At 55.6% G+C, this 26,135-nt stretch carries 24 protein-coding genes and 1 pseudogene; 14 read left to right on the top strand and 11 right to left on the bottom strand.

Annotated features, from left to right (window positions below):
* The first annotated feature begins 6 nt into the window (after positions 1-6).
* Positions 7-780 (top strand): phosphate ABC transporter ATP-binding protein PstB, encoded by a 774-nt coding sequence (pstB, locus tag EKN38_RS18725; RefSeq protein ID WP_014833832.1) that lies wholly within the window; start codon positions 7-9, stop codon positions 778-780.
* Positions 781-794: 14 nt separating this feature from the next.
* Positions 795-1,520 carry a phosphate signaling complex protein PhoU gene (gene phoU, locus EKN38_RS18720; protein WP_008500182.1) on the top strand — a complete coding sequence of 242 codons (726 nt, stop codon included), beginning with the start codon at positions 795-797 and terminating at the stop codon, positions 1,518-1,520.
* Between the two features lie 50 nt (positions 1,521-1,570).
* Here the strand turns inward: phoU and yieH are convergent, their stop codons facing one another.
* Positions 1,571-2,236 (bottom strand): 6-phosphogluconate phosphatase, encoded by a 666-nt coding sequence (gene yieH / locus EKN38_RS18715; RefSeq protein ID WP_014833833.1) that lies wholly within the window; start codon positions 2,234-2,236, stop codon positions 1,571-1,573.
* A gap of 165 nt (positions 2,237-2,401) precedes the next feature.
* Between yieH and adeP the strand changes: the two genes are divergently transcribed.
* Complete coding sequence (adeP, locus tag EKN38_RS18710) at positions 2,402-3,739, top strand: adenine permease AdeP (protein WP_014833834.1); 1,338 nt, start codon at positions 2,402-2,404, stop codon at positions 3,737-3,739.
* A gap of 90 nt (positions 3,740-3,829) precedes the next feature.
* On the opposite strand, the gene EKN38_RS18705 is transcribed toward adeP, so the two are convergent.
* The 9 genes from EKN38_RS18705 to rpmH form a co-directional block, all read right to left on the bottom strand.
* Entirely contained in the window at positions 3,830-4,396 is a 567-nt protein-coding gene (locus tag EKN38_RS18705; RefSeq protein ID WP_014833835.1) for an NADPH-dependent FMN reductase, read from the bottom strand.
* A gap of 36 nt (positions 4,397-4,432) precedes the next feature.
* Positions 4,433-5,179, bottom strand: coding sequence for a 4'-phosphopantetheinyl transferase family protein (locus tag EKN38_RS18700; RefSeq protein ID WP_014833836.1), 747 nt, complete (start codon positions 5,177-5,179; stop codon positions 4,433-4,435).
* A 122-nt stretch (positions 5,180-5,301) separates the two neighbouring features.
* Positions 5,302-6,273: an HTH-type transcriptional regulator YidZ gene (gene yidZ, locus EKN38_RS18695; protein WP_014833837.1), complete on the bottom strand. Its 972-nt coding sequence runs from the start codon at positions 6,271-6,273 to the stop codon at positions 5,302-5,304.
* Positions 6,242-7,417: an MFS transporter gene (locus EKN38_RS18690; protein WP_014833838.1), complete on the bottom strand. Its 1,176-nt coding sequence runs from the start codon at positions 7,415-7,417 to the stop codon at positions 6,242-6,244. Before EKN38_RS18690 ends, yidZ begins: the two co-directional genes overlap by 32 nt.
* Before the next feature lie 111 nt (positions 7,418-7,528).
* Positions 7,529-8,893, bottom strand: a complete 1,365-nt coding sequence (mnmE, locus tag EKN38_RS18685; RefSeq protein ID WP_014833839.1) for a tRNA uridine-5-carboxymethylaminomethyl(34) synthesis GTPase MnmE — start codon at positions 8,891-8,893, stop codon at positions 7,529-7,531.
* A 72-nt stretch (positions 8,894-8,965) separates the two neighbouring features.
* Positions 8,966-10,609: a membrane protein insertase YidC gene (gene yidC / locus EKN38_RS18680; protein WP_014833840.1), complete on the bottom strand. Its 1,644-nt coding sequence runs from the start codon at positions 10,607-10,609 to the stop codon at positions 8,966-8,968.
* 2 nt (positions 10,610-10,611) lie between these two features.
* The gene (gene yidD, locus EKN38_RS18675; protein WP_001307474.1) at positions 10,612-10,869 is read right to left on the bottom strand and encodes a membrane protein insertion efficiency factor YidD; all 258 of its coding nucleotides are present in this window, start codon (positions 10,867-10,869) and stop codon (positions 10,612-10,614) included.
* Positions 10,833-11,192 carry a ribonuclease P protein component gene (rnpA, locus tag EKN38_RS18670; RefSeq protein WP_014833841.1) on the bottom strand — a complete coding sequence of 120 codons (360 nt, stop codon included), beginning with the start codon at positions 11,190-11,192 and terminating at the stop codon, positions 10,833-10,835. Before rnpA ends, yidD begins: the two co-directional genes overlap by 37 nt.
* A 16-nt stretch (positions 11,193-11,208) precedes the next feature.
* Positions 11,209-11,349 (bottom strand): 50S ribosomal protein L34, encoded by a 141-nt coding sequence (rpmH, locus tag EKN38_RS18665; protein ID WP_000831330.1) that lies wholly within the window; start codon positions 11,347-11,349, stop codon positions 11,209-11,211.
* Positions 11,350-11,986: 637 nt separating this feature from the next.
* Between rpmH and dnaA the strand changes: the two genes are divergently transcribed.
* From dnaA to gyrB, 4 genes are read left to right on the top strand one after another with little or no spacing between them, the layout of a single operon-like run.
* Complete coding sequence (gene dnaA / locus EKN38_RS18660; protein ID WP_126522513.1) at positions 11,987-13,384, top strand: chromosomal replication initiator protein DnaA; 1,398 nt, start codon at positions 11,987-11,989, stop codon at positions 13,382-13,384.
* Positions 13,385-13,388: 4 nt separating this feature from the next.
* Positions 13,389-14,489 (top strand): DNA polymerase III subunit beta, encoded by a 1,101-nt coding sequence (gene dnaN, locus EKN38_RS18655; RefSeq protein ID WP_014830028.1) that lies wholly within the window; start codon positions 13,389-13,391, stop codon positions 14,487-14,489.
* Complete coding sequence (gene recF, locus EKN38_RS18650) at positions 14,489-15,562, top strand: DNA replication/repair protein RecF (RefSeq protein WP_014830029.1); 1,074 nt, start codon at positions 14,489-14,491, stop codon at positions 15,560-15,562. The genes dnaN and recF overlap by 1 nt, the downstream gene beginning before the upstream one ends.
* Before the next feature lie 28 nt (positions 15,563-15,590).
* Positions 15,591-18,002 carry a DNA topoisomerase (ATP-hydrolyzing) subunit B gene (gyrB, locus tag EKN38_RS18645; protein WP_014830030.1) on the top strand — a complete coding sequence of 804 codons (2,412 nt, stop codon included), beginning with the start codon at positions 15,591-15,593 and terminating at the stop codon, positions 18,000-18,002.
* A gap of 33 nt (positions 18,003-18,035) precedes the next feature.
* Here the strand turns inward: gyrB and EKN38_RS18640 are convergent, their stop codons facing one another.
* The gene (locus EKN38_RS18640; protein ID WP_014830031.1) at positions 18,036-18,971 is read right to left on the bottom strand and encodes a LysR family transcriptional regulator; all 936 of its coding nucleotides are present in this window, start codon (positions 18,969-18,971) and stop codon (positions 18,036-18,038) included.
* A gap of 110 nt (positions 18,972-19,081) precedes the next feature.
* Between EKN38_RS18640 and EKN38_RS18635 the strand changes: the two genes are divergently transcribed.
* The 7 genes and pseudogenes from EKN38_RS18635 (at position 19,082) to EKN38_RS18605 (ending at position 26,089) form a co-directional block, all read left to right on the top strand.
* Positions 19,082-20,107: a zinc-dependent alcohol dehydrogenase family protein gene (locus EKN38_RS18635; RefSeq protein ID WP_014830032.1), complete on the top strand. Its 1,026-nt coding sequence runs from the start codon at positions 19,082-19,084 to the stop codon at positions 20,105-20,107.
* A gap of 114 nt (positions 20,108-20,221) precedes the next feature.
* On the top strand, positions 20,222-21,034 hold the full coding sequence (yidA, locus tag EKN38_RS18630; protein WP_014830033.1) for a sugar-phosphatase: 813 nt from the start codon (positions 20,222-20,224) through the stop codon (positions 21,032-21,034).
* 226 nt (positions 21,035-21,260) lie between these two features.
* Positions 21,261-21,950, top strand: coding sequence for a D-galactonate utilization transcriptional regulator DgoR (dgoR, locus tag EKN38_RS18625; RefSeq protein WP_003861109.1), 690 nt, complete (start codon positions 21,261-21,263; stop codon positions 21,948-21,950).
* Positions 21,947-22,825 carry a 2-dehydro-3-deoxygalactonokinase gene (locus tag EKN38_RS18620; protein ID WP_014830034.1) on the top strand — a complete coding sequence of 293 codons (879 nt, stop codon included), beginning with the start codon at positions 21,947-21,949 and terminating at the stop codon, positions 22,823-22,825. The genes dgoR and EKN38_RS18620 overlap by 4 nt, the downstream gene beginning before the upstream one ends.
* The gene (locus tag EKN38_RS18615) at positions 22,809-23,426 is read left to right on the top strand and encodes a 2-dehydro-3-deoxy-6-phosphogalactonate aldolase (RefSeq protein ID WP_014830035.1); all 618 of its coding nucleotides are present in this window, start codon (positions 22,809-22,811) and stop codon (positions 23,424-23,426) included. The genes EKN38_RS18620 and EKN38_RS18615 overlap by 17 nt, the downstream gene beginning before the upstream one ends.
* A pseudogene (dgoD, locus tag EKN38_RS18610) lies at positions 23,423-24,571 on the top strand (galactonate dehydratase). Before EKN38_RS18615 ends, dgoD begins: the two are co-directional and overlap by 4 nt.
* Positions 24,572-24,751: 180 nt before the next feature.
* Positions 24,752-26,089, top strand: coding sequence for an MFS transporter (locus tag EKN38_RS18605; RefSeq protein WP_176489214.1), 1,338 nt, complete (start codon positions 24,752-24,754; stop codon positions 26,087-26,089).
* The last annotated feature ends 46 nt before the right edge of the window (positions 26,090-26,135 follow it).

The raw sequence follows: 26,135 nt of genomic DNA, 5'->3' as shown, positions 1-26,135 counted from the left end.
GAGTCAATGAGTATGGTTGATACTGCCCCGGGTAAGATTCAGGTTCGTGATTTGAACTTCTACTACGGCAAATTCCATGCCCTGAAGAATATCAACCTGGATATCGCGAAAAACCAGGTAACGGCATTCATCGGTCCGTCCGGCTGTGGTAAATCCACACTGCTGCGCACCTTTAACAAAATGTACTCGCTCTATCCGGAGCAGCGTGCCGAAGGCGAAATCATTCTGGATGGTGACAACATTCTGACCAATAGTCAGGATATCGCCCTGCTGCGTGCGAAAGTGGGGATGGTGTTCCAGAAACCGACTCCGTTCCCGATGTCGATTTACGACAACATCGCGTTTGGCGTACGCCTGTTTGAAAAGCTCTCCCGTGCCGATATGGACGAGCGCGTACAGTGGGCGTTGACCAAGGCCGCATTATGGAACGAAACCAAAGATAAGTTGCACCAGAGCGGTTACTCTCTCTCCGGTGGTCAGCAGCAGCGTCTGTGCATTGCGCGCGGTATCGCCATTCGCCCGGAAGTGTTGCTGCTGGATGAGCCGTGTTCAGCGCTGGACCCGATCTCAACCGGTCGTATTGAAGAGCTGATCACCGAGCTGAAGCAGGATTACACCGTGGTTATCGTGACTCACAACATGCAGCAGGCTGCGCGTTGCTCCGATCACACGGCGTTTATGTACCTGGGCGAGTTGATTGAGTTCAGTAACACGGACGATCTGTTCACCAAGCCCGCTAAAAAGCAAACAGAAGACTATATCACCGGCCGTTACGGTTGATTCAGGAGCGCGCTATGGACAATCTCAATCTTAATAAACACATTTCCGGCCAGTTCAACGCAGAGCTGGAAAGTATTCGTACTCAGGTCATGACCATGGGTGGCATGGTCGAGCAGCAGCTTTCTGATGCGATCACGGCGATGCATAACCAGGACAGCGAACTGGCGAAGCGCGTTATCGAAGGCGATAAAAACGTCAACATGATGGAAGTGGCGATTGACGAAGCGTGCGTGCGCATCATCGCCAAGCGTCAGCCGACAGCGAGCGACCTGCGTCTGGTGATGGCCATCATTAAAACCATCGCCGAGCTGGAACGTATTGGTGACGTGGCGGATAAAATCTGCCGCACCGCGCTGGAGAAATTCTCTCAGCAGCACCAGCCGCTGCTGGTGAGCCTGGAGTCGCTGGGTCGTCACACCGTGCAAATGCTGCACGACGTGCTGGATGCTTTTGCACGTATGGATCTGGACGAAGCGGTGCGTATCTACCGTGAAGACAAGAAAGTCGACCAGGAGTATGAAGGTATCGTGCGTCAGCTGATGACCTACATGATGGAGGATTCACGTACGATCCCGAGCGTACTGACCGCCCTGTTCTGCGCGCGCTCTATCGAGCGTATCGGCGACCGCTGCCAGAACATTTGCGAATACATTTTCTACTTCGTGAAAGGTCAGGACTTCCGTCACGTGGGCGGCGACGAGCTGGACAAGCTGCTGGCGGGTAAAGATCCGAAAGAGTAATCAGTCGTTAAAATGCCCGGTGGCGCTGCGCTTACCGGGCCTACAAAAATCTACCGCGTAATATCCCACCCGCGCGCCTTCCACAACGCTGGCAGCTGCGCCAGATCGGTAAAGGTCGTCACTTTGGGATGATCGATCGGCTTGTTATGCGGGTCGGCACAGAAATAAAACACTTCCATTCCTGCATCAATGCCCGACTGCGCGCCCGCAGAGGAATCATCCACCAGAATGCAGTTCTCCACGTTAACGTTCATCGCCTTTGCCGCATGGAACATCAGCGCAGGGTCTGGCTTCCAGCGCTGGATATCGTAGCCGCTGAACAGTTTTTCGGGGAAGTGGTGCAGCATCTCAAGCTTACCCAGCGAGTGCTGCATTTTGCTGACCGGACCGTTGGAGACCACACAGATCGGTACCGTCATGGCATCCAGCAGCGCGTTTGCGCCGGCAATGACCTCCAGCTCAGAATCGAACAGGCGTGCGACCTCGGCGCGGTACACCGGTTCCAGATCCGTTTTCGCCAGATCCACACCGTGTTCGTCGTTAATGATGTCGATGATCTCGTACAGCTTCACGCCCTTAAAGCGTTTGAACACCTCGTCGAGATCGAGCGTAATGCCAAATTCCTGGAACATGGCGACATACGCGCGGGAACAAATGACCTCACTGTCGACCAGCGTACCGTCGCAGTCGAAAAATACCGCTTCAATTCCGGACATGCCTTTCCCTTTTAACAAGTTTAACGTTTACGTATAGCAGTTAAACGAGACGCAATCGTTGCCGTATAAGCAAAATCAATGAAAAAAGTATCTCGTAACCGCCACTATTGTCGCATTTTGGTATAGGATAGCGACGAATTTTCCCTCCTTGTTCGGAAATTGATGATGAGTCAACAACACACAACCCAGACATCTGGTCAGGGTCTGCTTGAGCGCGTGTTTAAACTGCGCGAGCACGGCACAACGGCACGCACCGAAGTGATCGCCGGTTTCACCACCTTCCTGACGATGGTCTATATCGTTTTTGTTAACCCACAAATTCTGGGCGTTGCTGGCATGGATACCAGCGCCGTCTTCGTTACGACCTGCCTGATCGCTGCACTTGGCAGCATTCTGATGGGTGTGTTTGCTAACCTGCCGGTTGCACTGGCTCCGGCGATGGGGCTTAACGCATTCTTTGCGTTCGTGGTGGTTCAGGCGATGGGGCTGCCGTGGCAAGTCGGCATGGGCGCTATCTTCTGGGGCGCGGTTGGCCTGCTGCTGCTGACTGTTTTCCGCGTACGCTACTGGATGATTGCGAACATTCCTGTCAGCCTGCGCGTGGGTATCACCAGCGGTATCGGTCTGTTCATCGGTATGATGGGGCTGAAAAATGCCGGTGTTATCGTCGCTAACCCGGATACGCTGGTGAGCATCGGTCACCTGACCTCCCATAATGTGCTGCTGGGCGTACTGGGCTTCTTTATCATCGCGATCCTCGCTTCCCGCAATATTCATGCGGCGGTGCTGGTGTCCATCGTGGTAACCACCCTGCTGGGCTGGATGCTGGGTGACGTTCACTACAACGGCATCGTCTCCGCACCACCGAGCGTCTCTACCGTCGTTGGCCATGTAGATCTGGCGGGTTCCCTGAATCTGGGCCTGGCGGGGGTGATTTTCTCCTTCATGCTGGTGAACCTGTTTGACTCGTCCGGCACGCTGATCGGTGTGACCGACAAAGCGGGTCTGGCGGATGAGAAAGGCAAATTCCCGCGTATGAAGCAGGCGCTGTTTGTGGACAGTATCTCTTCTGTCAGCGGTGCTTTTATCGGGACCTCATCTGTTACCGCTTACATTGAGTCTTCTTCCGGTGTCTCTGTGGGTGGCCGTACCGGTCTGACCGCGGTAGTGGTGGGGATTCTGTTCCTGCTGGTGATCTTCCTTTCTCCCCTGGCTGGCATGGTTCCACCGTATGCGGCTGCCGGTGCGCTGATCTACGTGGGGGTACTGATGACCTCCAGCCTGTCGCGCGTGAAGTGGGATGATTTAACCGAAGCAGTACCGGCGTTTATTACCGCGGTAATGATGCCGTTCAGTTTCTCCATTACTGAAGGTATCGCGCTGGGCTTTATCTCCTACTGCGTGATGAAGATTGGTACCGGTCGTTTCCGTGACCTCAGCCCGTGCGTCATCATTGTGGCACTGCTGTTTGTGCTGAAGATTGTGTTTATCGACGCCAAATAAACAGCAAGCCCTTTTCGAAGAAAAGGGCTTTAGTGTTTGCAGCCTCTCTAGTGGGAGAAGGCTGGGGTGAGGGCATAAGGCCGCTCCGGCTTACGCCTTCACCCGCTTGATATAATCACCAAACGCCGTCAGCTGGCCAGAGAGATGGTCACGCGTGCTCTGATCCACCACTTCACCCGTCTGCGGGTCGACCTTATTCTGAATCACACCGCCCATAAATTCTGGCTTGTTCATGACCATTGCATCCAGGAATACCAGGATCTGGCGCAGATGATACTGGCAGCGCGCACCGCCAATGGCACCCATTGAGCTGGTCTGGATCAGCACCGGCTTACCTGAAAGCGGCTGCTCCGGCAGACGGGATAACCAGTCAATCGCGTTTTTCAGACCACCCGGAACCGAGTAGTTATACTCCGGCGTCACAATCACCACCCCGTCAGCCTGACGAATTTGCTCAGCCAGGGCTTCAACGCTCTGCGGGAACCCTTCTTCCTGCTGCACATCCGCATCGTAAAGCGGGATGTCACCAATGGAAGGCAGGGCGCTAATCTCCATACCCGCCGGTGCCAGCTGTGGCAGCGTACGGGCAACCATCCCGTTAAATGAACCTTTGCGCAGGCTTCCCAGTAATGTAACGACTTTCAACGTATCAGACATGATTACTCCTGTTTCATCATGATGACCCTGAATGGATCAGCTAAGGGTATATGCTTTTTCTGCCGGTAAACTGGTTAATCTCATCAGGCGCGCGGCAGGTTCGTTGGCACGCTCGGGCACATCCGGAAGGCTACTCCATCCCTGTTTACTGTCAAATTCCCAGATTTTCAGCCGCTCAATGGCGGGAGTCACCGCGACAGACCAGATCAACACGTCCTCGACATCGCTGAGCGCTTCTACCAGCGCGGCTTGCGTGGAGCGCAGGCGACCGGAACCCGGCAACAGCTGCAACTGACGGGCGTCGTCTGACGCGCAGCCACAGAGCTTGCGAATGCTCTGGCGCAAGGTGATAAGCTGGGCCCGGGCCTCAGTGGGATCGTTCTGGTTGCGCACCCACAGCTGCTCATTGCTGGAGAGCGGGTAGTCGTCATGTGGGTTAGTGCCGTGGAAACCACGTGTCGCGCGCTGAAGCTCCATATCCAGCCCGCAATCTCCTTCGGTGGTGAGTGCTACGCCAATAATATTGCCCGTATAGGCAATGGAAAAACGCGGCAGTTCCGGGTCGGCAAAGACCGGGCGACCTTCTGGTTGGTTGATGATGTCCGGCAGCTCACTGGTGCCGTACAGCATAAAGAGCAGTTCAGCAAGCAGCGCCCGGGAAGCCAGAAAACGCGTCCTGCGGTGCTCCGGAAGTTTGAGCGCTTCACTGTGACACGCTGACGAAATTCTGGCCGATACGAGACGACCTTCTGTCAGTATCCCTCTTGCAAAGTGCGTAGCCATTTTTCGCTCCTTGATAATGGTCGTAGTCGGTTAAACGGTTACATTATTATCGCCTAACTCAGCTCCTGTTTTAATCAGTAAATGGTCGTAAGAAAAGGCTGAGGACCCAACTTTACATTTTCTTAGGCGAAAATTGGATCGCTGGCACCATATAACGCCTTGATGGTCTCGCGCAGCCAGAGGATTTTCGGATTATGGCTGTTCCGTTTATGCCAGATGAGCGTGAAGGGAACGTTCAGTTTTTCAGCCTGCGCTTCATCAATGGGAATCGGAAGGGCAATCAGCTTCCGCTGGTGGAGTTGATTATAGTGATGGCAGTAGTGTGGCGCAGTGGCGATGTAGTTATGTCCGGGTTGTGCCGCCATAAACATCGACTGTTCAAAACCGGGCAGACTCATGGCAATGTTTCGCTCGCGCCCCATCTCTTTTAGTACCTCATCCAGCGCCCAGGTGTCACTGCGCTCCCAGAAGATGCTGATATGCGGATAGCGCAGGAAGGTCTCGAGGTTCCACTCCTCCTGAAGCGCGGGATGGTCCTCGCGCAGATAGACACAAGGACGGTCACTGAACAGGATCTCGTAATCGATAAACCACGGCATCAGCTTCAGCAGCTCGCGCGAACGCGGGTGCGTCTCTCGTCCGGTGAAGCCAACATCCACTTCGCCGCGCGTGATGGCATCCAGCGAGTCGTAGTCCCAGTGACGCATCTTTACCGTAGCCTGCGGATAGCGCTGGTTCACCTGCTCAAGCAGGGCGTTAAAGCGGATCAGCATCAGCGGTGTTTCGGCTGCCAGCACGAACGTCAGCCCGCCCGGCGCGTCATGGTGGAATTTGTCGAGGATCTGGTTGCCTATTTGCATCCAGTCAGCCAGATCCTGTTCCAGGCTCATGGTCAGCGGCGTCGGCAGGAGTCCTAACGGCGTTTTGACAAACAGCGGGTCGTCGAACCAGTCGCGCAGTTTCGCCAGCGATTTACTCACCGCCGACGGCGTCACATTCATCCGCTTCGCGGCTTTGGTGACGCTGCGTTCCTGCAGTAAAAGCTGCAGGCACAACAACAGGTTAAGATCGAGACTGCTGATTGGCTTCTTCATAATGCGCCGCGGGCTGGATGACCATAAGTAAAATGATGCAGAGCATGCTACAGCCAATCAGAATCCCGATCAGCATATTGAGCGCATTAAGGCCCATTATGGCCGCAAGCCATATCCACAGAGACGAACCGCATACCTGGGCGATACCCAGCGCGGAGCTTGCCACGCCAGCCCGAAGCGAGAACGGACCAAGTGCCTGGCTCATCGCCACGCCAAAGCCAACGGAGAATCCGGCGCAAATCAGGGTGATCCCCACCAGCATTACCGCATGAGAGCTGGTAGCAGCCAGGATCACACCCGCGACGAGAAACAGTCCCTGTGAGGTGAGCATCAGCGTGCGCTGGCGGAAGATATTCAGCGCAAACGGCGTCGAGAACGAGACCGCCATACTGACCATCGCGGTTAACGCCATAACCGTGGAATACTGCCCGCGATCGAAGCCCATGGTTTCCATCAGCAGCACCGGGGAAACGTTTACATAGGTGAGGATCACGGCCACGCTCAGGGTGGTGATCGTTAACCGGCTGATGAAAAAGCGGTTAAGGAGCTTTTCGGCCGGATGGAGGGTGGCGGTATGCCCCGTACTTTGCGAACCCGGATGGCTCTCTTTCAGTACGGCAATTGACAGAACAAATACCAGCGCGCCCATGGCCGCCATGGTCCAGAAGAGACTCTGCCACGGGAATTTCAGCATGATCAAATAACCCACGACCGGTGCCAGCACCGGAATGATGCAGGTGATGCCGTTCAGCATCGAGAGGACTTTGGCGCGCCGCTGGGCACTTAAGGTATCGCGCAGGATCGCGAAGGCCACCACGTAACAGCCACCTGCACCAATCCCCTGGATAAAGCGCCCCGTAAGAAACAGGGTGCTGTCCTGCGCAACTGAGCAGAGCAGGGAAGCCAGAGCAAAAATCACCGCACCGGCGATGGCGACAGGCTGACGACCGGCCCTGTCCGCGATTTTTCCGGCAAACACCATCGACGACGCCATCCCCGCCAGATAGGCCGAAAACGCGATGTGCAGTTGCGCTTCGCTGGCCCCGAGATCATGGGCGATGTGTGGCAACCCAACCAGATACATATCAATGCCAGACGGATAAAGCAGTACCAGCGCAAAACTACAGAACAGAAAACGAGCCATAAAACCCCCATGAATGCAGGCAAGCAGAATAGGGGGAGAAAGGGAAAGAGGCGAGTTGCCATTTGGACAATGGTGATTTCCTGAGGGGAAACCACCATTCAGTAGCAGGGTTCACTTACCAATGCAGAAGCTTGAGAAGATCCGCCCTAACAGATCATCCGACGTAAACTCCCCGGTGATCTCACTCAGATTCTGCTGCGCCAGGCGCAGCTCTTCTGCCAGCAGTTCACCCGCCCATGCGCCAATCAGCTGGGCTTTGCCCTGCTCGAGGTGACGTGCCGCCTCTTCCAGCGCCTGCAGGTGGCGACGGCGCGCCAGGAAGCCGCCTTCCATGCTGGTGTCAAAGCCCATGCTCTGCTTGAGATGGTTACGCAGGTCATCAACGCCCTCGCCGGTGCGGGCCGACAGACGAATAAGTGAGTGACCATTCACATTGCTGATGCCCAGCGTTTCGCCGGTAACGTCTGCTTTGTTACGCACCACGGTGATCGGCAGTTTAGCCGGCAGACGGGCGATAAAGTCCGGCCAGATCTCCGCCGGGTCAACGGCGTCGGTCGTGGTGCCATCTACCATAAACAGCACTCGGTCGGCCTGCTCAATCTCCTGCCAGGCTCTCTCGATACCAATACGCTCCACTTCGTCGCTGGCATCACGCAAACCCGCGGTGTCGATGATATGCAACGGCATGCCATCAATGTGAATATGCTCGCGCAGCACGTCACGGGTGGTCCCGGCAATGTCGGTCACGATAGCCGCTTCGCGGCCCGCCAGGGCGTTCAGCAGGCTCGATTTCCCGGCATTCGGACGACCCGCGATGACCACCTTCATCCCTTCACGCAGCAGGCTCCCCTGACGCGCTTCAGCGCGAACGGCATCGAGATCGGCCATCACATCATTGAGCTGGGCTTCAATTTTACCGTCAGAGAGAAAGTCGATTTCCTCATCCGGGAAGTCAATCGCTGCTTCGACGTAGATCCTGAGGTGAGTAAGTGCTTCCACAAGATGATTTACGCGTGCGGAAAACGCGCCCTGCAACGAGTTCAGGGCAGAGCGAGCCGCCTGTTCAGAGCTGGCGTCGATCAGGTCTGCAATCGCCTCGGCTTGTGCCAGGTCGAGCTTGTCGTTGAGGAAGGCACGTTCGGAGAACTCACCCGGCTTTGCAATGCGCAGGCCCGGCAATGTCAGAATGCGTTTTAACAGCAGGTCGAGGATGACCGGGCCACCGTGACCCTGCAGCTCTAGCACGTCTTCACCGGTAAAGGAGTTCGGGCCGGGGAACCACAGCGCAATGCCCTGATCCAGTGGGGTACCGTCGGTATCTTTAAACGGCAGATAATCAGCGTAGCGCGGCTTTGGCAGTTTACCCAGCACCGCTTCAGCGACCTCGCGCGCCTTCAGGCCGGAGATACGCAAAATGCCTACACCACCGCGTCCCGGTGGGGTTGCCTGGGCGACGATAGTGTCGTTATGGCTCATGGTTGCTCTCGTTCAAAACAAATAAAAAAGGCGGTCAATCGACCGCCCTTATTTTAGCGTTAACTCACCGAATCAGGACTTTTTCTTTTCGCGGCTATGCAGGCCACGTTTTTCCAGACCACGGTAAATCAGCTGCTGCTGGATGATGGTCACCAGGTTGCTGACGATATAGTACAGCACCAGACCTGACGGGAACCACAGGAAGAACACGGTGAAGATGACCGGCATGAAGGTCATGATCTTCTGCTGCATCGGGTCGGTCACCGTGGTCGGAGACATCTTCTGGATGAAGAACATCGTCACGCCCATCAGGATCGGCAGGATGTAGTACGGGTCCTGTGCGGACAGGTCATGGATCCACAGTGCGAACGGCGCATGGCGCAGCTCAACGGAACCCATCAGCATGTAGTACAGCGCAAGGAAGATAGGCATCTGAATCAGCAGCGGGAAGCAGCCACCCAGTGGGTTCACTTTCTCTGCTTTATACAGGGCCATCATCTCCTGGCTCTGACGCTGTTTGTCATCGCCCAGACGCTCGCGCATTGCCTGAATCTTCGGCTGCAGCATACGCATCTTCGCCATGGAGGTGTACTGCGCTTTAGTCAGCGGGTACATGATGCCACGCACGATGAAGGTGATAACGATGATGGAGAAGCCCCAGTTACCCAGGAAGCTGTGGATGAACTTCAGCAGCTTAAACAGAGGCTGAGAGATGAACCACAACCAGCCGTAATCGACGGTCAGATCCAGGTGTGGCGCAACTGCGGCCATCTTGTCCTGGATTTCAGGGCCCACCCACAGGGTGCTTGCCAGCTTACCGGTTTGACCCGGCTGAACCAGAACCGGCTGAGATTTGTAGCCGATGGCTGCAATACCGTTGCCCAGGTTCGCGGTGTAGAAGTTGTTGGTACCGTCGTTATTTGGCACCCATGCCGTCGCGAAATACTGCTGCAGCATGGCCACCCAACCGCCTTTAGCGCTGACGTTCAGGTTTTCGTTATCGGCAATGGTGTCGAATTTGTATTTCTCATACTTCGCATCAGGCGTGGAGTACGCCGCGCCACGGAAGGTATGCAGCGCAAAGTTGCTGCTTCCGGTGTCACGGTGAGACGGCAGATTGATGGACTGCTTCAGCTGACCAAAGGTCGATACTTCCAGCGGTTTCGCACCGGCGTTCTGTACGCTGTAGCCCACGTTCACTGCGTATTCACCGCGTTTCAGGGTGAAGGTTTTGGTGAACGTGTTGCCTGCCGCGTCGGTGTAGGTCATCGGGATAACGAGTTCGTTCTGACCATCAGCCAGTACAAAAGTGTCGTTCTCGACGTTGTACAGTGGACGCGCACCGTTAGCTGGGTTATCCGGGCCATCACGACCGGTCAGGCCGCTCTGCGCCTGGTAGATAAACTCAGGCGTGGTTTCCAGTAACTGGAACGGTTCGGTAGACTTCAGCTCTTTCGGGTAGGTCAACAGCAGCGCCTGCTCAACATCACCACCACGGGTGTTGATAGTCAGCTCAAGCACATCGGTCTTAACCGTAATCTGTTTCCCCTGGCCACTGGCCGGTACGCCCTGGTCGGCGGCGCTACCCGCTGCGGTGGTCGTGGTCTGCGTGGTCTGCTGCTGGGGTTGAGGATTTTTATCCTGCTCCCATGCCTGCCAGATCATGAAAGACACGAACAACAAAGCGATGATAAGAAGATTGCGTTGCGAATCCATCGTTAGTGTTCTCTGGTATCAAAGGGTCCTGGGGGGACGGGGTCGTCTCCACCTGGGTGTAAAGGGTGGCATTTTAATACGCGTTTCACCGTCAACCAACTGCCTTTTATCACTCCAAACCTGCGCAATGCCTCAATTCCGTAGCTTGAGCATGTTGGCGTGAAACGGCAGTGCGGCCCGAGTAGCGGACTAATCAGGCGTTGATAGACCCGAATGAGGGCTATCAGGACCCGAGAGCCAGGCGACAGTGGCGGCGCCATAATTTTTCCAACGCTTCCGAGAGAGCACGGTTATCGAGGTCGGCAACCCCTTTTTTCGCCACCACCACGAAATCCATAGAAGGCAGTTCGTGCTGACGTAAACGGAAGCTTTCACGCGTCAGACGTTTAATCCGGTTGCGTTCATGCGCACGCTTAACGTTTTTCTTGGCGACAGTAAGACCGATGCGGGGATGCCCCAGCGAATTCAGGCGGCCGAGGATGGTGATTTGCGGCGTGCCAGCCCGTTGTGGCTGCTGGAAGACGAAAGTGAATTGAGTGGGAGTTAACAAACGTAACTCCCTGGGAAATGCTAGCTTAACCACTCAGGGGTTAGCTTTATTACTTGGAAACGGTCAGACGAGCGCGGCCTTTAGCACGACGACGTGCCAGAACCTGACGACCATTTTTAGTAGCCATACGAGCACGGAAGCCGTGAGAACGGTTGCGCTTCAGTACAGACGGTTGAAAAGTGCGTTTCATGGCGATTTCTACCTAAACTTGAATAAATTCACTGACTTTTGCGTATACCCGAACGAGATTCGAACGACTAACGCCTCAGCGTGGGTGATTAAAGAGGCCGGATTGTAATAATTGTACACTCCGGAGTCAATTCTCTTTCCTTATTTCCCGCGTATTTCCGCACGATTTCGCGTGGAAAATGAGCAACGGACGACGCAGGAAGATGAGCATCACGCGCCGGGTCGAGGATTATACGGTCTCATCAACAAAGCGCAAGGATCGTCCTGGATCTTCGTTAGATCATTTAAGCAAAAAATTGTCTGTTCTCATTAAATTTTCCAATATGCGGGCTAAATCGTGGGGCACTCCTGCCAGGATCGTTTACACTTACCCGGTTTCGGATCTTCCTGTGGATAAATCGGGAAGAATCTGTGAGAAACAGAAGATCTCTGGCTCAGTTTAGGCTATGATCCGCGGTCCCGATCGGGATCCAACGATCCTGGCCGGGCATAAACACAACATCGTTCAGGTTGTCTCAACGATGGCGTGTATAACCGCAGATAGCGGTTCGCACATCACCCTGATGGGGTCATGTCGGTGTGCGCCAACAATCATGAATATTCAATAGTTTTCTTTTATTGTTCGAGTGGAGTCCGCCGTGTCACTTTCGCTTTGGCAGCAGTGTCTTGCCCGATTGCAGGATGAGTTACCAGCCACAGAATTCAGTATGTGGATCCGCCCGTTGCAGGCGGAACTGAGCGATAACACGCTGGCTTTGTATGCGCCAAACCGTTTTGTGCTCGATTGGGTAAGGGACAAGTACCTTAATAACATCAACGGACTGCTGAATGATTTCTGCGGGTCAGACGCCCCGCAACTGCGCTTTGAAGTGGGCACAAAGCCGGTCACCCAGACGGTGCGTGAAACCGTAAACGTGGCGGCGCCTGCTCAGGCCGCACCCGCGCCGGCTCCTCGCGTTGCCCCTGCCGCTCGTCCAGGTTGGGATAACGTTCCTGCCCCGGCAGAACCGACCTACCGCTCTAACGTTAACGTCAAACACACCTTCGATAACTTCGTGGAAGGTAAATCGAACCAGCTGGCACGCGCGGCGGCTCGCCAGGTGGCAGATAACCCTGGTGGTGCCTATAACCCGCTGTTCCTCTATGGTGGCACGGGTCTGGGTAAAACGCACCTTCTGCACGCGGTGGGTAACGGCATTATGGCGCGCAAGCCCAATGCGAAAGTGGTGTATATGCACTCCGAGCGCTTCGTTCAGGACATGGTAAAGGCCCTGCAAAACAATGCGATCGAAGAGTTTAAACGCTATTATCGTTCTGTTGATGCGCTACTGATCGATGACATTCAGTTCTTTGCGAATAAAGAACGATCGCAGGAGGAGTTTTTCCACACCTTCAATGCGCTGCTGGAAGGTAACCAGCAGATCATTTTGACCTCGGATCGTTATCCCAAAGAGATCAACGGTGTGGAAGATCGTCTGAAATCCCGCTTCGGCTGGGGCCTGACCGTGGCGATCGAGCCGCCGGAGCTGGAAACCCGCGTCGCGATCCTGATGAAAAAAGCCGATGAGAATGACATTCGCCTGCCGGGTAAAGTGGCATTCTTCATTGCCAAGCGCCTGCGCTCAAATGTACGTGAGCTGGAAGGGGCGCTGAACCGCGTAATCGCCAATGCCAACTTTACCGGCCGCGCGATCACCATCGACTTTGTGCGTGAAGCGCTGCGCGATTTGCTGGCACTGCAGGAAAAATTGGTCACTATCGACAACATTCAGAAGACGGTGGCCGAGTACTACAAAATCAAAGTGGCAGATTTACTGTCTAAACGTCGTTCCCGCTCGGTGGCGCGCCCGCGTCAGATGGCGATGGCGCTGGCAAAGGAGTTAACCAACCACAGTTTGCCGGAGATCGGCGATGCGTTTGGTGGCCGTGACCATACGACCGTGCTGCACGCTTGTCGCAAGATTGAGCAGTTACGCGAAGAAAGCCACGACATAAAAGAAGATTTTTCCAATTTAATCAGAACATTATCATCGTGACGCTATGAAATTTACCGTTGAACGTGAACATTTATTAAAACCGCTGCAACAGGTGAGTGGCCCATTAGGTGGCCGCCCAACGCTGCCTATCCTCGGAAACCTGCTGCTTCAGGTCGCGGACGGTACGCTGTCGCTGACCGGCACAGACCTGGAAATGGAAATGATCGCGCGCGTTACGCTGACTCAGCCGCACGACGCAGGCGCGACCACGGTTCCGGCACGTAAATTCTTTGATATCTGCCGTGGGCTGCCGGAAGGCGCTGAGATCGCGGTGCAGCTGGAAGGCGACCGTATGCTGGTGCGCTCTGGCCGCAGCCGTTTCTCCCTCTCTACGCTGCCTGCTGCTGACTTCCCGAACCTGGACGACTGGCAAAGTGAAGTTGAATTCACCCTGCCGCAGGCGACGATGAAGCGTCTGATTGAAGCCACGCAGTTCTCTATGGCGCACCAGGACGTTCGTTACTATTTAAACGGCATGCTGTTCGAAACCGAAGGTGAAGAGCTGCGTACCGTGGCCACCGACGGTCACCGTCTGGCGGTTTGTTCTATGCCGATTGGTGACGCGCTGCCAAACCATTCGGTGATCGTGCCGCGTAAAGGCGTGATTGAGCTGATGCGTATGCTCGACGGTGGCGACACGCCGCTGCGCGTGCAAATCGGCAGCAACAACATCCGCGCACACGTGGGCGATTTCGTCTTCACATCCAAGCTGGTTGATGGTCGTTTCCCGGATTATCGCCGCGTATTGCCGAAGAATCCGGACAAAACGCTGGAAGCGGGTTGCGATAGCCTTAAGCAGGCATTTGCCCGTGCGGCGATTCTCTCGAACGAGAAATTCCGTGGGGTGCGCCTGTATGTGAGCGAAAACCAGATCAAAATCACCGCCAACAACCCGGAGCAGGAAGAGGCAGAAGAGATTCTGGATGTCACCTACGCCGGGGCTGAGATGGAAATCGGCTTCAACGTCAGCTACGTGCTGGATGTGCTGAATGCACTGAAATGCGAGAACGTTCGCATTCTGCTGACTGACTCCGTTTCGAGCGTACAGATTGAAGATGCGGCCAGCCAAAGCGCGGCTTATGTTGTTATGCCAATGAGACTGTAATGTCGCTCACCCGTCTGTTGATCCGCGACTTTCGCAATATTGAAAGCGCGGATCTCGCTTTATCCCCTGGCTTTAACTTCCTGGTTGGCGCGAACGGCAGCGGCAAAACCAGCGTGCTTGAAGCCATCTATACGCTCGGCCACGGCCGGGCGTTTCGCAGTTTGCAGATTGGTCGCGTGATTCGCCACGAACAGGAATCCTTTGTTCTGCACGGGCGTTTGCAGGGGGCGGAGCGGGAAACCGCCATTGGCCTGACCAAGGACAAGCAGGGCGACAGCAAGGTGCGCATCGACGGTACCGACGGCCACAAAGTGGCGGAGCTGGCGCTGCTGATGCCGATGCAGCTGATCACGCCGGAGGGGTTTACTTTACTCAACGGCGGCCCCAAATACAGAAGAGCGTTCCTCGACTGGGGATGCTTTCACAACGAAGCCGGTTTCTTTAACGCCTGGAGCAACCTGAAGCGTCTGCTTAAGCAGCGTAACGCCGCATTGCGCCAGGTCACGCGCTACGCCCAGCTGCGCCCGTGGGACATGGAATTAATTCCTCTTGCGGAACAAATCAGCCGCTGGCGTGCCGAATACAGCGCAGGTATCGCCGAAGATATGGCCGACACCTGCAAACAGTTTTTACCTGAATTTTCTCTCACCTTCTCCTTCCAGCGTGGCTGGGAAAAAGAGACGGATTATGCCGATGTGCTGGAGAGAAACTTCGAGCGCGACCGTATGTTGACCTACACCGCGCACGGCCCGCACAAGGCGGATTTCCGCATTCGTGCTGACGGTGCGCCGGTGGAAGACACACTGTCGCGTGGGCAGCTCAAGCTCCTGATGTGCGCGCTGCGCCTGGCGCAGGGGGAGTTTTTAACCCGTGAGAGTGGGCGACGCTGCCTGTACCTGATAGATGATTTTGCCTCGGAACTTGACGACGCGCGGCGCGGACTGCTTGCCAGCCGCTTAAAAGCCACGCAGTCGCAGGTTTTCGTCAGCGCCATTAGCGCTGAACACGTTATGGACATGTCGGACGAAAATTCGAAGATGTTTACCGTGGAAAAGGGTAAAATAACGGATTAACCCAAGTTGAAATGAGCGAGAAACGTTGATGTCGAATTCTTATGACTCCTCCAGTATCAAAGTCCTGAAAGGGCTGGATGCGGTGCGTAAGCGCCCGGGTATGTATATCGGCGATACGGATGACGGCACCGGTCTGCACCACATGGTATTCGAGGTGGTAGATAACGCTATCGACGAAGCGCTCGCGGGTCACTGTAAAGACATTATCGTCACCATCCACGCCGATAACTCCGTTTCCGTACAGGATGACGGCCGTGGTATCCCGACCGGTATCCACCCGGAAGAGGGCGTGTCTGCTGCAGAAGTGATCATGACCGTTCTGCACGCAGGCGGTAAATTTGACGATAACTCCTATAAAGTCTCCGGCGGCCTGCACGGCGTAGGTGTTTCCGTGGTAAACGCCCTGTCGCAGAAACTGGAACTGGTTATCCAGCGCGAAGGCAAAATTCACCGTCAGATCTATCAGCACGGCGTGCCTGAAGCGCCGCTGGCGGTGACCGGCGATACCGAAAAAACCGGTACCATGGTGCGTTTCTGGCCGAGCCTCGAAACCTTCACCAACGTCACCGAATTCGAGTACGACATCCTGGCAAAACGCCTGCGTGAACTGTCGTTCCTGAACTCCGGCGTCTCAATTCGTCTGCGTGACAAACGCGACAACAAAGAAGACCACTTCCACTATGAAGGTGGTATCAAAGCGTTCGTTGAATACCTGAACAAGAACAAAACGCCAATTCACCCAAATATCTTCTATTTCTCCACCGAAAAAGACGGTATCGGCGTGGAAGTGGCCCTGCAGTGGAACGATGGTTTCCAGGAAAACATCTACTGCTTCACCAACAACATTCCACAGCGTGACGGTGGTACGCACCTTGCCGGCTTCCGTGCGGCGATGACCCGTACCCTGAACGCCTATATGGACAAAGAAGGCTACAGCAAGAAAGCGAAAGTCAGCGCCACCGGTGATGACGCCCGTGAAGGCCTGATTGCCGTGGTTTCCGTGAAGGTGCCGGATCCGAAGTTCTCCTCACAGACCAAAGACAAGCTGGTCTCCTCTGAGGTGAAATCGGCGGTTGAACAGCAGATGAACGAACTGCTGAGCGACTACCTGCAGGAAAACCCGAACGACGCGAAAATTGTTGTTGGTAAAATTATCGATGCAGCGCGTGCCCGTGAAGCGGCGCGTAAAGCCCGTGAAATGACCCGTCGTAAAGGCGCGCTGGACTTAGCTGGCCTGCCGGGCAAACTGGCTGACTGCCAGGAACGTGACCCGGCGCTGTCCGAACTGTACCTTGTGGAAGGGGACTCCGCGGGCGGTTCTGCGAAGCAGGGCCGTAACCGTAAGAACCAGGCTATCCTGCCGTTGAAAGGTAAAATCCTCAACGTTGAGAAAGCGCGTTTCGACAAAATGCTCTCTTCACAGGAAGTAGCGACGCTGATCACCGCGCTGGGTTGCGGCATTGGCCGTGACGAATACAACCCGGACAAGCTGCGCTATCACAGCATCATCATCATGACCGATGCGGACGTCGATGGCTCGCATATCCGTACGCTGCTGTTGACCTTCTTCTACCGTCAGATGCCGGAAATCGTTGAACGTGGCCACGTCTACATTGCACAGCCGCCGCTGTACAAAGTGAAGAAAGGCAAACAGGAACAGTACATTAAAGATGACGACGCGATGGATCAGTACCAAATCGCGATCGCACTTGATGGCGCGACCCTGCACGCAAACTCCAGCGCCCCGGCACTGGCAGGTGAGCCGCTGGAGCGTCTGGTGTCTGAGTTCAACGCCACGCAGAAAATGATTGGTCGTATGGAGCGTCGCTATCCAAAAGCGCTGCTGAAGGAGCTGGTCTATCAGCCAACCCTGACTGAAGCCGATCTGAGCAACGAGCAGGCTGTGACCCGCTGGGTAAACGCTCTGGTGAGCGAGCTGAACGAGAAAGAGCAGCACGGTAGCCAGTGGAAGTTCGACGTTCAGCAGAATGCTGCTCAGCAGTTTGAGCCGATTATTCGCGTGCGTACCCACGGCGTCGATACCGATTACCCGCTGGAGCACGAGTTTGTGACCGGCCCGGAATACCGTCGTATCTGTACCCTCGGCGAGAAATTGCGCGGTCTGATTGAAGACGATGCATTCATCGAACGTGGCGAACGTCGTCAGCCGGTAGCCAGCTTCGAGCAGGCGCTGGACTGGCTGGTGAAAGAGTCCCGTCGCGGCCTTTCTATCCAGCGTTATAAAGGTCTGGGCGAAATGAACCCGGATCAGCTGTGGGAAACCACCATGGATCCGGAAAGCCGTCGCATGCTGCGCGTTACCGTTAAAGACGCGATTGCTGCCGACCAGCTGTTCACCACCCTGATGGGTGATGCGGTTGAACCACGTCGTGCCTTCATCGAAGAGAACGCGCTGAAAGCGGCGAATATCGATATTTAATCGTTGTTACACAGCACGACTCAGGCCGCGCATTTAGCGCGGCTTTTTTTTGGGCGCAGGCATTTCCAGCGACAGCACTGATGGTAGTCGGCTGGCAAGCGTATCGACGGCAATTCTGACTCTGAGTGGCAGATGCGGCGTCTGTTGCCAGACCGCATGAACGTCGAAGCGCACATCCGGCGCCTGCTTTAAAAGCGGGATGAGTTTTCCCTGATGAATTTCTCTGCTGGCCATCCAGCAGGGCAACCATGCAATGCCGTGGCCTGCCAGCGCTGCGTCGCAAATCGCCTGCAAATCATCCATATTGAGGGATGAGCGTGGAGTAAAGGTGTGCGACGTTCCTTCGTTATCCATCAGTTGCCAGGGTAACACTCTGCCTGCGCGCAGATAGTTAATGGCCGTATGGTGGGGTAAATCCGCAACGGTTTCTGGCAGACCGCTTTTCTGCAGATAATCTGGTGCGGCGCACAGCACCATGCGATGTTCTCCCAGTCTTCTGGCCACCATAACGCTACTGTCCTGCAGCGTGCCGTTGCGCACCGCCATATCAAACCCTTCCTCTACGAGATCCACCACGCGGTCGCTGAATGACATTTCCAGCTCAAGACCGGGATGTTCCTGCGCCAGTTCTATCAGCAGTGGGGCGACACACTGGCGACCAAACAGCACCGGCATGGCCACACGCAGGCGGCCTCTGACCTGCTGCTTCCCCGTTTCCAGCAGGTTTTCTGCGCCCCGAATCTCCTCCAGTGCGCGCAGGCAGCGCTCATAAAAAAGTGCCCCGTTATCGGTCAGGCTTTGGCTGCGGGTGGTGCGGTGAAACAGACGGACTCCGAGCCGCTCTTCCAGGCGAGCAATGCTTTTTCCCACCGCGGAGCGTGACAAATGCAGGCGGATCGCGGCCTGCGCAAAACTGCCCGCCTCCACGGCGGCCACAAAAACGGGAATATCCTTCAGCGTACTGGTCATGTATTGTTTCCATTATGGCGTCAATAGTGGGAAAAGTTATCGCCACTGGCAACCTGTAGTCAACGGTAGACTGTCGATACTGAAGCTCATTTAACGGCAGGAGAAAAACGATGGCAGAGACAATGCAACGCTGGTCAATGGACGCTCTCGGGCGCGAGAATCTCAAACTCACCCAGGAGCCCATTCCTGCGCCAGGTCCAGGCGAAGTGCGCGTGCGGGTGAATGCCGTTGCGCTCAACTATCGCGATAAAATGGTTATTGAAGGCATTATGCCGATCCCGCTCTCCTTCCCGTTCACACCGGCGTCTGATATGGCCGGCGTGGTGGACAGCATTGGTGAAGGCGTGACGCGTTTCAAACCCGGTGCCCGTGTTATCTCGACGTTCTTCCCGGAGTGGATGGACGGCAAGCCGCAGGCGGATGCCCGCGATTTGCCTTATAAAACGAGCGGAGGGTACTTCCCGGGGATGCTGGCTGAGTACGTGATCGTGAATGAAAACGGGCTGGTGGCCGCTCCGGAAACCCTGGATGACGTTGAGGCCAGCACATTACCGTGTGCAGGGCTAACCGCCTGGTTTGCGCTGGTGGAGCGCGGGAACTTGCGCGCCGGACAATCGGTGCTGGTACAAGGCACCGGCGGGGTGGCGATTTTCGCACTGCAAATTGCAAAAGCATTCGGTGCAGAGGTTTACGTGACCTCGGGGAGTGATGAAAAGCTGGCGCGGGCCAAAAAACTGGGGGCCGATCGGGGGATCAACCGGTTGAAAGGCGACTGGGCTGAAGCGCTTTTAACGCTGACTCAGGATCGTGGCATCGACCATATTATTGAAACCGTGGGTGGAGAAAACCTGAAGCACTCCCTGCGTGCCGTCGCCGTTCATGGACGCATCTCGGTTATTGGCGTGCTGGCCGGGACCGACATTTCGCTGTCAGCAGGTGAGCTGCTACTGAAATCCCCGGTTATTCAGGGAATTGGCGTCGGGCATCGCCGCGCGCTGGAAGATTTTGTCCGCGCCGTGGAGGTGACAGGGCTGAAACCGGTCATTGAGCAGCGCTACCGTTTTGACCAGCTTGAACAGGCGCTGGAACACCTCGATCGCGGCGCGTTTGGTAAAATCGTCCTCACCCGCGAGTGAGTCAACGTTCCCCGGGATTGCGGAAAAGGGGTATTTCTGTTGCGCAATGTAGCTCTATTTTTGTGTGCTTAATCGCGTTAGCATGAGGTAGCACTCATTTATCCCGGGGACCTCATGGCTATCAAACTCATTGCAATCGATATGGACGGCACGCTGCTGCTGCCAGACCACACTATCTCTCCAGCCGTTAAAAACGCGATCGCCGCGGCGCGCGCAAAGGGCGTGAATGTGGTACTGACCACCGGGCGTCCGTATGCGGGCGTGCACAGCTACCTCAAAGAGCTACACATGAATCAGCCGGGTGATTACTGCATCACCTATAACGGCGCGCTGGTGCAGAAAGCGGCGGACGGCAGCACGGTTGCGCAAACTGCGCTGAACTATGATGACTATCTGTTCCTGGAAAAACTGTCCCGTGAAGTCGGGTCCCACTTCCACGCGCTCGATCGCACTACGCTCTACACCGCTAACCGCGACATCAGTTACTACACCGTGCACGAATCGTATGTGGCCACCATTCCGCTGGTGTTCTGTGAAGCGGAAAAAATGGATCCGGCCACCCAGTTCCTGAAAGTGATGATGATCGATGAGCCCGAGATCCTCGATAAAGCCATTGCGCGCATCCCGGCGGAGGTCAAAGAGAAATACACCGTGCTGAAAAGCGCACCGTACTTCCTCGAAATCCTCGATAAACGCGTCAATAAGGGCACCGGCGTGAAGTCGCTTGCCGACGCGCTGGGCATTAAGCCTGAAGAGATCATGGCCCTGGGCGATCAGGAAAACGACATCGCAATGATTGAATATGCAGGTATGGGTGTGGCGATGGAAAACGCGATCCCCTCCGTGAAAGAAGTGGCGAATTTCGTCACCAAATCCAACTTGGAAGACGGCGTTGCCCACGCGATCGACAAATTTGTGCTGCAGTAACCGGCATTTCAGATCATCAGCCTCGGTTATCAACCGGGGCTTTTTTTGGCCCTGAATTTATCGAATTGTTCTTTTTGTGATCTGGATTGTAGTACAAAATTAAGTGATTGTACTACATTGTCATCACAGTAAAGGCGAAAGGCCTCACGTTTGTACTGCAAAAGTGAGGCGAAATTCAGCGGTCGCGGTAAAGTAGTGATGGACTTACAGAGCACAAGGACTCTCCATGACTCTCAATAAAACCGATCGCATTGTCATCACGCTGGGTACACAGATTGTGGGTGGCAAATATGTTCCCGGCTCGCCACTGCCAGCAGAGGCGGAACTGTGTGAGGAGTTTGAAACCTCCCGCAACATCATCCGGGAAGTGTTCCGCTCGCTGATGGCGAAGCGGCTGATTGAAATGAAACGTTATCGCGGCGCGTTTGTTGCGCCGCGCAACCAGTGGAACTACCTCGATACCGATGTTCTGCAGTGGGTACTGGAAAACGATTACGACCCGCGGCTGATTGGCGCCATGAGCGAGGTACGAAACCTGGTAGAACCGGCCATCGCCCGCTGGGCAGCAGAACGGGCAACGTCAGGGGACCTGGCGCAGATTGAGTCGGCGCTGAACGACATGATCGCCAATAACCAGAACCGGGAGGCGTTCAACGAGGCGGATATTCGCTATCACGAGGCGGTTCTGCAGTCGGTGCATAATCCGGTGTTACAGCAGCTTAGCGTGGCGATCAGCTCGCTTCAGCGAGCGGTATTTGAACGTACCTGGATGGGCGATGAGGCCAATATGCCGAAAACACTCCAGGAACATAAAGCGCTGTTCGATGCGATACGGCATCAGGACGGCGATGCGGCAGAGCAGGCGGCGCTCACCATGATTGCCAGCTCGACACGAAGGCTGAAGGAAATCACATGACATCACGCTACATCGCAATTGACTGGGGATCGACCAACCTGCGCGCCTGGCTCTGTCAGGGCGAACAGTGCCTGGAGAGCAGGCAATCAGCAGCAGGCGTTACGCGCCTGAACGGTAAATCCCCTGAAGCGGTGTTAGCAGAGGTGACGCGAAACTGGCGCGACAGCGCCACGCCCGTCGTGATGGCGGGAATGGTGGGCAGCAACGTGGGGTGGAAAATCGCGCCTTACCTGCCTGTTCCTGCTCATTTCTCCGCGATTGGCGAGCAGTTAACGTCGGTTGGCGACAATATCTGGATTATTCCCGGTTTGTGCGTCTCGCGTAACGATAATCATAATGTGATGCGCGGCGAAGAGACACAGCTGCTCGGTGCGCGCACGCTTTCTCCTTCTTCTGTCTACGTCATGCCCGGAACGCATTGCAAGTGGGTCCAGGCAGATGCTGAGCAAATCCACGATTTTCGCACCGTGATGACCGGCGAATTGCATCATTTGCTGCTCGCTCATTCGCTGGTAGGGGCGGGTCTGCCAGAGCAAGCGCCCTCGGCAGCGGCGTTTTCTGCCGGTCTGGCGCGTGGGATCGCTTCTCCTGATGTTTTGCCGCAACTTTTTGAGGTTCGCGCCTCGCACGTGCTGGGAAATCTCCCGCGCGAGCAGGTCAGCGAGTTTCTCTCTGGCCTGCTGATTGGCGCAGAGGTCGCCAGCATGCGTGAATTCGTCGGGCGCGAGCAGGCTGTCACGATTGTCGCTGGTGCAGCGCTGACGTCGCGTTACGAGCAGGCGTTTCGCGCGATTGGCCGTGAAGTATCAACGGTATCCGGCGACACGGCATTTCAGGCAGGAATAAGGAGCATCGCTCATGCAGTGGCAAACTAGTCTTCCCCTTATCGCAATCTTGCGCGGCATTACCCCTGATGAGGCGCTGGCGCACGTCGGTGCCGTTATTGACGCCGGATTCGACGCGGTGGAAATCCCGCTCAACTCTCCTGAGTGGGAAAAAAGTATTCCGACAGTGGTGGATGCCTTTGGTGATAAAGCGCTGATCGGCGCAGGAACCGTGTTACAGCCGGAGCAGGTGGAAAGGCTGGCGAAGATGGGCTGCAAACTCATCGTCACCCCCAACATCAACCCCGAGGTGATCCGCCGCGCGGTGAGCCATGGGATGACCGTTTGTCCGGGATGTGCGACGGCTACTGAAGCCTTTACCGCCCTCGATGCGGGTGCGCAGTCACTCAAAATTTTCCCCTCTTCAGCCTTTGGTCCTGATTATATCAAAGCACTGAAAGCAGTATTGCCTGCCAGGGTGCCGGTCTTTGCCGTGGGCGGCGTGACGCCAGAAAACCTGGCGCAGTGGATTAACGCAGGTTGTGTGGGTGCGGGGCTGGGCAGCGATCTCTATCGCGCCGGACAGTCCGTTGAGCGTACTGCGCAGCAGGCGGCAGCATTTGTGAAAGCGTATCGAGAGGCAGTGCAATGAAAATAACCAAACTCACCACGTACCGTTTACCCCCGCGCTGGATGTTCCTGAAAATCGAAACCGATGAAGGCGTGGTTGGCTGGGGTGAACCGGTGATAGAAGGACGGGCACGTACCGTGGAAGCCGCAGTCCATGAGCTGGGTGAATACCTGATTGGTCAGGATCCGGCACGCATTAACGACCTGTGGCAGGTGATGTACCGGGCGGGTTTTTATCGCGGAGGTCCAATCCTGATGAGCGCCATCGCCGGTATTGACTAGGCGCTGTGGGATATCAAAGGCAAAGTGCTGAATGCCCCGGTCTGGCAGCTGATGGGTGGCCTGGTACGCGACAAAATCAAAGCCTACAGCTGGGTGGGTGGCGACCGTCCTGCGGAAGTGATCGACGGCATTACGCAGCTGCGTAATATCGGCTTCGATACTTTTAAGCTCAACGGCTGTGAAGAGATGGGCGTGATCGACAACTCGCGCGCGGTGGACCGGGCGGTGAATACAGTGGCGCAAATCCGTGAAGCTTTCGGTAATGAGATAGAGTTTGGTCTGGATTTCCACGGACGCGTCAGTGCGCCAATGGCCAAAGTGCTGATTAAAGAGCTGGAGCCCTATCGTCCGCTGTTTATTGAAGAGCCCGTGCTGGCCGAGCAGGCGGAATACTATCCGAAACTGGCTGAACAGACCCATATTCCTATCGCCGCGGGTGAACGCATGTTCTCGCGCTTCGAGTTTAAACGCGTGCTGGAAGCAGGCGGTATTGCGATCCTGCAACCGGATCTCTCCCATGCGGGCGGCATCACTGAATGCTACAAAATTGCCGGGATGGCGGAAGCCTATGATGTGGCGCTGGCACCGCACTGTCCGCTGGGACCTGTTGCACTTGCGGCCTGCCTGCACGTGGATTTTGTCTCCCGCAACGCCGTGTTCCAGGAGCAGAGCATGGGCATTCACTATAACAAGGGCGCGGAACTGCTCGACTTTGTGAAAAACAAAGAAGACTTCAGCATGGATGGCGGTTTCTTCAAACCATTAATGAAGCCGGGCCTTGGCGTGGACATTGACGAAGCCAAAGTCATTGAGCTCAGTAAAAATGCGCCGGACTGGCGTAACCCGCTGTGGCGTCATGAAGATGGCAGCGTAGCGGAATGGTAAATGCGCGTCATACTTCGCGCTGGTGATGCGTTGGCTGCGTTTTCTTACCCCGGTCACATACTATTGTATGCTCCCGGGGATGCGAAAACTTGCCGCCTTCCCCCAGCACGAATTATTTAGCGCATTCTGTTTACGTTTTTAATTAAAAAAACCAAATACACCCTCTGTAAATTACAGGGCATGGTGAGCGGCTTCGCTATGCCCAAAATCTGGAGACAGATTGCGATGGATATTCCAGTTACTGCTACAAAGACCGGGCGTCGCCGCTACCTGACGCTAATCATGATCTTTATTACCGTGGTCATTTGCTATGTTGACCGCGCCAACCTAGCCGTGGCATCGGCCCATATTCAGGAAGAGTTTGGGATCACCAAAGCGGAAATGGGCTATGTCTTCTCGGCGTTTGCCTGGCTTTATACGCTCTGCCAGATCCCCGGCGGCTGGTTCCTCGACCGCGTGGGGTCGCGTCTGACCTACTTCATCGCCATTTTAGGCTGGTCCGTGGCAACCCTGTTCCAGGGCTTCGCGACCGGGCTGATGTCGCTGATTGGCCTGCGTGCTATCACCGGAGTTTTCGAGGCACCCGCGTTCCCCACCAACAACCGTATGGTCACCAGCTGGTTCCCGGAGCATGAGCGTGCCTCTGCGGTGGGCTTTTACACCTCCGGGCAGTTTGTCGGCCTGGCGTTCCTGACCCCGCTGCTGATCTGGATCCAGGAGCTGCTAAGCTGGCACTGGGTGTTTATCGTTACCGGTGGGATCGGCATTATCTGGTCGTTTATCTGGATTAAGGTCTATCAGCCGCCGCGGCTGACCAGGAGCATCAGCAAAGCGGAGCTGGACTATATTCGCGATGGTGGCGGCCTGGTGGACGGTGATGCGCCGGTGAAAAAAGAGGCGCGTCAGCCGCTGAGCAAAGCGGACTGGAAGCTGGTTTTCCATCGTAAGCTGGTGGGCGTTTATCTGGGGCAATTTGCGGTCACCTCAACGCTGTGGTTCTTCCTCACCTGGTTCCCGAACTACCTGACGCAGGAAAAGGGCATCACCGCGCTGAAGGCGGGCTTTATGACCACCGTACCGTTCCTTGCCGCGTTCTTTGGCGTGCTGCTCTCGGGCTGGCTGGCGGATAAGCTGGTAAAAAAAGGTCTCTCATTAGGTGTTGCGCGTAAAACGCCGATTATCTGCGGGCTGCTGATCTCTACCTGCATCATGGGTGCCAACTATACCAACGATCCGGTGTGGATTATGACCCTGATGGCGCTTGCGTTCTTCGGCAACGGTTTTGCCTCTATCACCTGGTCGCTGGTGTCATCTCTGGCGCCGATGCGTCTGATTGGCCTCACCGGTGGTGTGTTTAACTTCGTCGGTGGACTCGGCGGGATCACTGTGCCGCTGGTCATCGGCTACCTGGCGCAGGACTACGGCTTTGGCCCGGCCCTGGTCTACATCTCCGCCGTGGCGTTGATTGGCGCGCTCTCCTACATCCTGCTGGTCGGCGACGTGAAACGAGTAGGCTAATCCCTTCGGATGTTTTACCCTGATGCGATAACTGCGCATCAGGGTA

This window comes from Enterobacter sp. WCHEn045836 (assembly GCF_003965585.1).
In the GTDB taxonomy this organism is placed as follows: domain Bacteria; phylum Pseudomonadota; class Gammaproteobacteria; order Enterobacterales; family Enterobacteriaceae; genus Enterobacter; species Enterobacter dissolvens.
The sequence above is the reverse complement of the archived record's forward strand: the minus strand, read 5'-3'. Positions and strand labels throughout refer to the sequence as shown.

Excerpts from the sequence above, each read along its gene's own strand:
- pstB (WP_014833832.1), top strand. The coding sequence starts at position 7 with ATGAGTATGGTTGATACTGCCCCGGGTAAGATTCAGGTTCGTGATTTG.
- phoU (WP_008500182.1), top strand. The coding sequence starts at position 795 with ATGGACAATCTCAATCTTAATAAACACATTTCCGGCCAGTTCAACGCA.
- yieH (WP_014833833.1), bottom strand. The coding sequence starts at position 2,236 with ATGTCCGGAATTGAAGCGGTATTTTTCGACTGCGACGGTACGCTGGTC.
- adeP (WP_014833834.1), top strand. The coding sequence starts at position 2,402 with ATGAGTCAACAACACACAACCCAGACATCTGGTCAGGGTCTGCTTGAG.
- EKN38_RS18705 (WP_014833835.1), bottom strand. The coding sequence starts at position 4,396 with ATGTCTGATACGTTGAAAGTCGTTACATTACTGGGAAGCCTGCGCAAA.
- EKN38_RS18700 (WP_014833836.1), bottom strand. The coding sequence starts at position 5,179 with ATGGCTACGCACTTTGCAAGAGGGATACTGACAGAAGGTCGTCTCGTA.
- yidZ (WP_014833837.1), bottom strand. The coding sequence starts at position 6,273 with ATGAAGAAGCCAATCAGCAGTCTCGATCTTAACCTGTTGTTGTGCCTG.
- EKN38_RS18690 (WP_014833838.1), bottom strand. The coding sequence starts at position 7,417 with ATGGCTCGTTTTCTGTTCTGTAGTTTTGCGCTGGTACTGCTTTATCCG.
- mnmE (WP_014833839.1), bottom strand. The coding sequence starts at position 8,893 with ATGAGCCATAACGACACTATCGTCGCCCAGGCAACCCCACCGGGACGC.
- yidC (WP_014833840.1), bottom strand. The coding sequence starts at position 10,609 with ATGGATTCGCAACGCAATCTTCTTATCATCGCTTTGTTGTTCGTGTCT.
- yidD (WP_001307474.1), bottom strand. The coding sequence starts at position 10,869 with ATGGCGCCGCCACTGTCGCCTGGCTCTCGGGTCCTGATAGCCCTCATT.
- rpmH (WP_000831330.1), bottom strand. The coding sequence starts at position 11,349 with ATGAAACGCACTTTTCAACCGTCTGTACTGAAGCGCAACCGTTCTCAC.
- dnaN (WP_014830028.1), top strand. The coding sequence starts at position 13,389 with ATGAAATTTACCGTTGAACGTGAACATTTATTAAAACCGCTGCAACAG.
- recF (WP_014830029.1), top strand. The coding sequence starts at position 14,489 with ATGTCGCTCACCCGTCTGTTGATCCGCGACTTTCGCAATATTGAAAGC.
- gyrB (WP_014830030.1), top strand. The coding sequence starts at position 15,591 with ATGTCGAATTCTTATGACTCCTCCAGTATCAAAGTCCTGAAAGGGCTG.
- EKN38_RS18640 (WP_014830031.1), bottom strand. The coding sequence starts at position 18,971 with ATGACCAGTACGCTGAAGGATATTCCCGTTTTTGTGGCCGCCGTGGAG.
- EKN38_RS18635 (WP_014830032.1), top strand. The coding sequence starts at position 19,082 with ATGGCAGAGACAATGCAACGCTGGTCAATGGACGCTCTCGGGCGCGAG.
- yidA (WP_014830033.1), top strand. The coding sequence starts at position 20,222 with ATGGCTATCAAACTCATTGCAATCGATATGGACGGCACGCTGCTGCTG.
- dgoR (WP_003861109.1), top strand. The coding sequence starts at position 21,261 with ATGACTCTCAATAAAACCGATCGCATTGTCATCACGCTGGGTACACAG.
- EKN38_RS18620 (WP_014830034.1), top strand. The coding sequence starts at position 21,947 with ATGACATCACGCTACATCGCAATTGACTGGGGATCGACCAACCTGCGC.
- EKN38_RS18615 (WP_014830035.1), top strand. The coding sequence starts at position 22,809 with ATGCAGTGGCAAACTAGTCTTCCCCTTATCGCAATCTTGCGCGGCATT.
- EKN38_RS18605 (WP_176489214.1), top strand. The coding sequence starts at position 24,752 with ATGGTGAGCGGCTTCGCTATGCCCAAAATCTGGAGACAGATTGCGATG.